Raw genomic sequence first — 8,129 nt, forward strand, 5'->3', positions numbered from 1 at the left:
CGGTACCGCTCGCGGAACTCCTCCAGGAAAACGAGGTCCTTGCCGCACGTCGCGATGTACTGCGCGAGGTCGATGTCCGACGCGCGGGCTTTGCCGTTCTCGACGTTCGAGACCTTGCTCGGGTCCCACCCGAGCTGGGCGGCCATCGCGCGGCCGCCCAGGCTCGTGCAGGTCTCCCGCAGCTTGCGGAGCTCGTCGCCCAGGTCCCTGCTGTAGGCAGTGGAGATGATCGCGGTCATTCCCGCGACGCTAGGTGTAGAAGCGACTCCAACAGGGGGCTCGTACGGGTGAAAACGGCTCTCAGACCGCTTTCAACCCGTCCGGGGTCTCCTCGTGCCGGACACCGCACTCCGGGCACGACAGGTCGTCTGAGAGCCGCGCACCGCAGGCGCAGACCCAGCCCTTGACGACAGCCGGGTTGCCGGCCACGAAGGCGTGCGCCGGCACCGAGCGCGTGACCACCGAACCGGCCGCGGCGAACGCGTGTTCGCCGATCACCGTGCCGCACACCACCACGACACCAGCACCCAGCGTGGCGCCGCGCCGGACCAGGGTGGTCTCCAGGGCGTCGCCGGTCTTCTTCACGTGGGCGCGTGGGCGCAGGTCGTTGGTGAAGAGCACGTTCGGGCCGAGGAACACGTCGTCCTCGCACGTCACGCCGTCGAACACCAGCGTGCCGTTCTTGACCGTCACGTTGTCGCCCAGCACCGCGCGGGACTCGACGAACGCGCCGTCGCAGATGTTGCAGTCGCGGCCGATGCGGGCACCGGGCAGGACGTGCGCGAACGCCCACACGCGGGTGCCGTCGCCGACGTCAGAAGACTCGCACAGGCCCTTCGGGTGCACGCGCACGCCCGTCATCGCAGCGCCGCCGACAGCGCCTCGACCACGCGGGCCTGCTGCGCCTCGGTGATCTCCGGGAACAGCGGCAGCGACAGGATCTCGGCGGCCGACTGCTCGGCCACCGGGAACGACCCCGCCAGCGAGGCGAACGCGCCGGTCTTGTGCAACGGCGTCGGGTAGTGGATGCCCGCACCGATTCCGGCGTCGTGCAACGACGAGAGCACGCGGTCGCGGTCCTGGACGCGGACGACGTACAGGTGCCAGACGGGCAGGTTGCCGTCCAGGACCACGGGCGTCCGCACGCCCGGCACGTCGGCCAGCATCTCGGTGTAGCGCTGGGCGGCCGCGCGGCGGGCCTGGTTCCAGCCCTCCAGCCTGCGCAGCTTCGCGGACAGCACGACGGCCTGGAGCGTGTCGAGGCGGCTGTTGAAGCCCAGCACCGGGTGCTCGTACTTGCGCGGCGAACCGTGCTCGCGCAGCAGGCGGACCGACTCCGCGACGGCGTCCGACGTCGTCAGCACCGCGCCGCCGTCGCCGTACGCGCCGAGGTTCTTGCCGGGGTAGAACGAGGTGGCGGCGGCGACGCCGAGGCCGCCGACGGCGACGCCGTTGCGGCGCGCGCCCTGGGCCTGGGCGGCGTCCTCGACGACCGGCAGGCCGTGGGGCAGCAGCTCGACCGGCGCGGCCTGGCCGTAGAGGTGCACGGGCACGACGGCCTTGGTGCGCGAAGTGACCACAGAGGACACCTGCGACACGTCGATGAGCAACGTGTCGTCGACGCAGTCCACGAGCACGGGCGTCGCGCCGCAGCGGGCGACGGCCTCGGCCGTGGCGATGAAGGTGTTGGCGGGCAGGACGACCTCGTCGCCGTGCCCGACCCCCAGTGCACGCAGCGCCAGCTCGATGGCGTCGGTGCCGTTGCCGACACCGATGGCGTGCGGGACTTCCTGGTAGGCAGCGAACTCCGACTCGAACCGGGCGACCTGGGGGCCGTTGATGAAGGCCGTCGTCTTGAGCACCTCTGCCCAGCCGTCGGCCACCTCGTCGGCCACCTGCTCGTGCTGGGCACGCAGGTCCACCAGCGGAATCTCGATCACGCGCTCTCCCCACGCAACGGGCGGGCCGGAACGCCGGCCCACGTTTCTCCTGCCGGAACGTCCCGCAGGACAACGGCTCCCATGCCGACGACGGCACCGGAGCCGATTCTCACTCCCTCGCGCACCATGGCTCCCTGTCCCAGGTACGCGGACTCCCCCACGAACACTCCCCCGCCGAGCGAGGCGCGGCCGGCGAACGTGACGCCGTCCGACACCTCGTCGTCGTGGGTGATCAGCACGTGCGGCATCGCCACCACGTGCCGGCCGACGGAAAGCGGGGTCGTGATCACGACCCCCGCCAGCAGAACCGTTCCGGCGCCGAGAGAAGCGCCGGACGTCACGGCCGCCGGGTGCACGATGGTCGCCCACCGCTCGTCCGGCAGCCCGAGCCCTTCCACGAGCTTCAGGCGGGACAACGGCCGCCGCGCGTTGGCGACGCACGCCACGACGGCCGCGTCCGGGTGGTCACCGAGGCTGCCGAGCCCGCCGAGCACGGGCACCCCGTCGACCAGGGTGCCGTGCAGGGCGGCGGAGTCGTCCAGAGCCCCGATCGGGTTCCAGACCTCCGGGAGGAGGCGGACCGCCGCGAGCACCTCGCGGGCGAGTCCCCCTGCTCCGATCAGCAGCAACGGCGTTGCGGTCACTGGAACACCACGTCGACCCAGTAGTTGCCACCGTTGTAGGACGACGTCGGGAACCCGGAACCGGAGGTGAACACACCGGCCGAGGCGGTGGCCGCCAGCGGCGGCGAGGTCACCGACCCGAAGTAGCCCGAGTTCACGGCGTAGTGACCCGTGGTGGTCGTGTACGAGGCCACGTACGTGGTCCCGGCCGTGATCGACACCGGCGAGCTGAACACCAGCGTCTGCCAGCCCGACTCCGTCTCGTTCTGGAACGTGCCGGTGGCGAGGCGCTGCCCGTCCGCGGACCAGAGCGACCCGGTGTGGGTACCGGTGTTGCCGGCGCCCTTGTAGAACTTCACCGCGGTGACCTGGCCGTTGGTGCTGGAGGTGAACTTCACGCCCAGCTCGTACGGGCTGGTGTCGTCGGCCGAGGTCGTCGTCGGCACCGTCGCCGCGCTGAACAGCGAGCACGGGCACGTCTGGGTCGTCGCCGACGTGAAGCTCCACGTCTGCGGGTTCGCCATCACGTTGCCGAACGTGTCCGCGATCTTGACGCTCACCGAGTACACCGTCGACGCCGCGAACCTCGCCGCCGGGGTGAAGGTGACCATCCGCGAGTCCGGCGAGAGCGCCAGCGTGCCGGCGATCTTCGCGCCACCGGGGTCGGTGACGGAGAACTGCGCGGTGCTCAGGTCGACCGCCTCGTCGAACGACGCGGTGACCGTCGACGTCAGCGCCACCTCGGACGCACCCGGCAGCGGCGTGCGCGACTGCAGGACGGGGGCGTCGTTGTCGGCGTTGGGCTGGTAGACGACGTCGACCCAGTAGTTGCCGGAGCCGTAGGTCATCGTCGGGAACCCGGAGCCCGGCACGAACACGCCGTTCTGCTCCTGCGGTGCCGTCAGCGGACCCGAGCTCACCGGACCCGTGCCGAAGTACCCGCCGTTCACCGCGTAGTGGCCGGTGGTCGTCGTGTACGAGGCGGTGTAGGTCTGCCCGGCGCTGACGACCACGGGCTGCGAGAACGTCAGCGTCTGCCAGCCGGTCGCGGTCTCGTTGCCGAACGTGCCGGTCGCGAGGCGCTGACCGGAGGCGCTCCACAGCGAGCCCGTGTGCGTGCCGGTGTTGCCGGATCCCTTGTAGAAGCGGACACCGGTGATCTGGCCGGACTGCGTCGGGCTGAACCGCACGCCGAGCTCGTACGCGCCGGAGTCGTCGGCCGACGTCTGGTCGGGCACGGTCGCCGTGCTGAACAACGAGCACGGGCACGTCGGCGTGGTGGTGGTCGTGAAGGTCCACTCCGCCGGCGCCGGCATCGCGATGCCGTTGACGTCCGCGATGCCCACGTGCGCCTTGTACTGCGTGCCGGTCACGAGCTTGCCGGACGGGGTCCAGGTGACCGTCTTCTGGTCACCGGACAACGACACCGAGCCGCTCAGCTTCGCGCCCTTCGGGTCCGTCAGCCAGATCTGCGCCGACGCGGGGTCGACCGGCTCGCTGAACGTCGCCGTCAAGGCGCTCTGCAGGCCCACGTTCGTCGCGTTCACGGCCGGCGTGCGGCTCGTGATCGACGGCGGCGTGGTGTCACCGTTGAGGCCGTTTCGGTAGATGACGTCGACCCAGTAGTTGGTGGCGTTGTACGAGCCGTTCGGGAATCCCGTGCCGTACTTGTAGACGCCGTTGCCGCCGTCGGCACCGTTCTGCAGCGCGTGCAGCGACTGGTAGCTCGCCTCCTGGCCGTTGAAGTAGCCGGAGGTGACCGAGTAGCGGCCGTTGGGCGCGTTGTAGGACACGACGTAGGTCGTGTTCGCCTGCACCTGGACCGGCGAGCTGAACATCAGCTTCTGCCAGCCGGACGTGGTCTCGGCGTTGAACGTGCCGGTCGCGAGGAGCAGGCCGTTCGACGTCCACAGCGAACCGGTGTGCGTACCGGTGTTGCCCGTGCCCTTGTAGAAGCGGACGCCGAGCACCTCGCCCTTGCCGTCGAAGCGGACCTTGGTGCCGACCTCGACCTGGCCGGTGTCGCCCGAGTCGACCACGGCGGGTGCCGCGAAGTCGTCCCAGACCGTGCACGGGCAGGCCGCCGGTCGTGGCGAGCCCGTCGTGAACGTCCAGCTCGACTGCGTCGACAGGTTGCCCGCCGCGTCGGCCGCCCTCATGGTGACGGTGTAGGCCGTGGCGGCCGCCAGCGGAGCGGACGGCGTGAACGTGATCGTGCGTGCGTCGTTCGAGATCGTCTTCGTGCCCGTCACCGCGCCGCTCGGGCCGGTCACGGTGACCTGTGCCGAGCTCAGCGTCACGTTCTCGTCGAACGTGCCCGACACCGCGGTGGTGAGCGCGACGGAACCGGCGTTGGACACCGGGGACATCGCGGACTGGATCGGTGCGCGGGTGTCGGGACCGGGGTCCGTCGCCCAGACGACGTCGACCCAGTAGTTGGTGTTGTCGAACGTGTTGTTCGGGAAGCCGGCGCCGAAGCGGAACACGCCGTTCGGTCCGTCCACACCGGACTTCAGGCCGGTGATGGGTTCCATGTACGCCTGCTGCTGGTAGAAACCGCCGCTGTCGTACGCGAAGTGCCCGGTCGGCGTGTAGTACGAGACGACGTAGGTCGTGTTCGCGTTCACCGCGATCGGTGACGGGAACAGCAGCGTCTGCCAGCCGGTCGCGCTCTCGTTGACGAACGTGCCGGTGGCGAGCAGGTCACCGGTGGAGGACCAGAGCGAACCGGTGTGCGTGCCGGTGTTTCCGGTGCCCTTGTAGAACTTCACGCCGCGGACGTAGCCGCTGCTCGCGGCCTTCCACTTGACGCCGAGCTCGAGCTGCGAGCTGTCGTCGGCGGAGGTGACCTTCGGGACCTCCTGGCCGGAGAACATGCCGCACGGGCAGGTGCGTGTGCCGACGTTCGGGGTCGCGCTCACCGGCGTGGAGAGGTTCAGCGAGTCGTCGACCGCGCGGACCTTGATCGACGCGGTGCCGGACTGCGACGGCGTGTAGGTGTAGCTCCACGACGTCTGCCCGGCCTGCCAGTTCGCGTAGTGCCAGCGCGTGCCGCCGTCGGTGGAGACCTCGACGCCGGCGACCTTGCCCGCGGCGTCGATCACGGTGCCGCTGAAGGTGTAGGCCTGGCCGACCGTCGACTGCGCCGGCAGGTTCGTGATCTGGACGCCGGGTGCGGCGTTGTCGTTGATGGCGCCGGAGATCGTGAGCTGGTCCGGTCCCCACAGCTGATAGGGCTGCACGCCCATGTCCGCGAGGAAGTTGACCGTCGCCTGCTTGATCCGCTTGTCCGACGTCGGGGTGTTGGTGAGGAACGCGTGCTCGTCGTCGACGCCCCACGCCCACTGGACCGTGCCGGCGCCGAAGACGAGCGCGCCCGAGGGTGCGCGGTAGTAGGTGATCGCGTGGGTCTCGGAACCGCCGCCGTACTCGTCGCCGTAGTTCTTCAGCGCGTAGTAGCCGTCGAGGTTGACCGTGGTGCGCGACATCTGCGCGACGCCGGCGGGCTGGAAGCCGTTGTCGTACACGGTGTTCCACTCGTAGCCCAGCGTGCCGGGCTGGAACGTGTACGTGGTGCCGGAGGCCATGCCCTGCAGGTCGGTGTTGCGCCAGAGCCGCATCTTGCCGTAGGCGGCCGGCACCTGCAGCGAGTCGTCACGCCGGCCGTTGACGGTGAACATGTTGCCGAGCAACGCGTTCTCCGGTCTGCCGCCGTCCTGCGGCGGGCTGTAGCGCGGGTCGCGCCACGTGCCGGTCCAGGTGTTCTCGCCGTCGTTCTGGGTGCCCTTCGTCTCCTTGAAGCAGACGATCGTGCGCCAGTCCGTCTGGGAGGAGTCGATGCTCTTCTCCCACTTGGTCTTCCAGAAGATCTCGTTGCCCGTGAGGAACGCCATGTGCACGCCGGCGTCGCGGGCGGCCATCACGTTGTTCCACTGCTCGTTCGACCAGTACTCGTCGTGGCCGACGGCCATGAAGACCTTGTGGTTCTTGATCAGGTTGCCGCGCCGGGCCGAGTCCACGTCGGTCGTGTAGCTCATGTCGTACCCGTTGCGCTCCATGAACCTGAGCATCGGGTACTCGGCGTTGAAGATGAAGTTCTCGTCGCCGTCGCCGCCGGTGTACGGGCGGTTGTAGCTGACCTTGTACGCGCTGCCGCCCTGGCCGGGACCGTCACCGAAGTAGAGGCTGTTGCCGCCGTAGCGGTTGTAGGCGACCCAGGTGGCGTCGGAGGTCTGGAAGAAGATCTTCGACTGGGAGCTGTCGTCGCGGACGACGAACGCCATCTCGTTCTCGGCACCGGTGTCGTTGCGCGTCATGCGCACGTAGTAGAGACCGGAGACCGCGGTGGACGGGATGTTCCAGGTGACCGACACGGCCCAGTTGCCGCAGTCGATCAGCGCGGTCGGCGCGTCCCTCAGGCACGGGGGCTGGTTCTGCGGCGTGTTGCGCTGGACGGTGCCCATGTACCGGGCGCCCTTGCCGTTGTACCAACCCATCCGGTAGATGTCGAGCTTGTAGGACGACGCGGACGTCAGCATCTTGAAGCTGACGGTCTGTCCCACGTTGTAGCTGATGTCCGTCGTGTACCCGAGGATCGAGTCGTCGCGGTACTGGGCCTGCCAGTCGTCCGCGCCGGTCTGCGTGTTCTCGCAGGCGACCTTGTTGGTGACCGGGAAGTCACACGGAGCAGCGTTGGCGTTGGGGGCGTTGAAGACCCCGAGCACGAACATCGTCGATGCGATTAATGCCGTGATCACAAGCACCCGCACGAGACGCGACTGCTGAGCCACCATTGGGTTTCACCTCTCGGACGGAGTTACCGTGTGTGATCCGCGCACTACGCTGGACAGCACAGGGCTGCTACTCCGAACGTCGGCGATCTGGTTGAAGCTGTTACGTGTCAACACAAAAAAGTTCTGGTGCTCGCGAAATCTTTATGTTTCATCCACGCACGGTCAGGCGGGATGTGTGGAGAGTGTCCGAAAGGGCCGACACGACCTGGTCCTGTTCGGACTCCGTCATGTCGTGGAACAGCGGGAGGATCAGCGTCCTGGCCGTGAAGGCCTCGGTCACCGGCAGCGGGGCGCTGTCGTGGCCGTAGTAGGCGGGTTCGAGGTGTGACGCCATGATTCCGCGCCGTGCGCTGACACCGCGTTCGGCGAGTCCCGCGAGGACCTCCTGGCGGTCGGGACCGCCCTCCGGCAACCAGACCCAGAAGGACTGGTAGTTCGTCGTCCCGTACTCGGGGTCGGTGACCGACTCCACCACGCCGTCCAGCAACTCGTGGTAACGCGCGGCCAACTCACGGCGACGGGCGATGATCGCGTCCAGTTTGGACAGCTGCACCAGGCCGACGGCGGCCTGGATGTCGGTCATCCGGTAGTTGAACGCGGTCTCGAGGTACTGCTCGATCACGGCGCTGCCGCCGTGGTGGCGGTCCGCGGCGCTCACGCTCATGCCGTGCTCGCGCAGCCGCTTGAGCCGGACGACCCACTCGGGGTCGTCGGTGGTGACCATGCCGCCCTCACCGGTGGTGATGAGCTTGCGCGGGTGGAACGACCAGGCG

General features: G+C 68.8%; 6 protein-coding genes. All 6 read right to left on the reverse strand.

What is annotated here, in order from left to right; all coding sequences use genetic code 11:
- Window positions 1-239: helix-turn-helix transcriptional regulator (locus tag VF330_RS17030; RefSeq protein WP_330852583.1), on the reverse strand; the 239-nt coding region annotated here is incomplete at its 3' end.
- A 61-nt stretch (window positions 240-300) separates the two neighbouring features.
- A complete protein-coding gene (locus VF330_RS17035) occupies window positions 301-861 on the reverse strand; it encodes an acyltransferase (protein ID WP_330852584.1) in 561 nt (186 codons plus the stop codon).
- On the reverse strand, window positions 858-1,940 hold the full coding sequence (locus VF330_RS17040; RefSeq protein WP_414675388.1) for a DegT/DnrJ/EryC1/StrS family aminotransferase: 1,083 nt from the start codon (window positions 1,938-1,940) through the stop codon (window positions 858-860). Before VF330_RS17040 ends, VF330_RS17035 begins: the two co-directional genes overlap by 4 nt.
- Entirely contained in the window at window positions 1,937-2,584 is a 648-nt protein-coding gene (locus tag VF330_RS17045) for a NeuD/PglB/VioB family sugar acetyltransferase (protein WP_330852585.1), read from the reverse strand. Before VF330_RS17045 ends, VF330_RS17040 begins: the two co-directional genes overlap by 4 nt.
- On the reverse strand, window positions 2,581-7,356 hold the full coding sequence (locus VF330_RS17050) for a DUF4082 domain-containing protein (RefSeq protein ID WP_330852586.1): 4,776 nt from the start codon (window positions 7,354-7,356) through the stop codon (window positions 2,581-2,583). Before VF330_RS17050 ends, VF330_RS17045 begins: the two co-directional genes overlap by 4 nt.
- Window positions 7,357-7,504: 148 nt before the next feature.
- Window positions 7,505-8,129, reverse strand: a 625-nt coding sequence (locus tag VF330_RS17055) for a DegT/DnrJ/EryC1/StrS aminotransferase family protein (RefSeq protein WP_330852587.1), incomplete at its 5' end; no start/stop codon positions are given.

The organism is Lentzea sp., assembly GCF_036380075.1.
Lineage (GTDB): Bacteria > Actinomycetota > Actinomycetes > Mycobacteriales > Pseudonocardiaceae > Lentzea.

Excerpts from the sequence above, each read along its gene's own strand:
- VF330_RS17035 (WP_330852584.1), bottom strand. The coding sequence starts at position 861 with ATGACGGGCGTGCGCGTGCACCCGAAGGGCCTGTGCGAGTCTTCTGAC.
- VF330_RS17050 (WP_330852586.1), bottom strand. The coding sequence starts at position 7,356 with ATGGTGGCTCAGCAGTCGCGTCTCGTGCGGGTGCTTGTGATCACGGCA.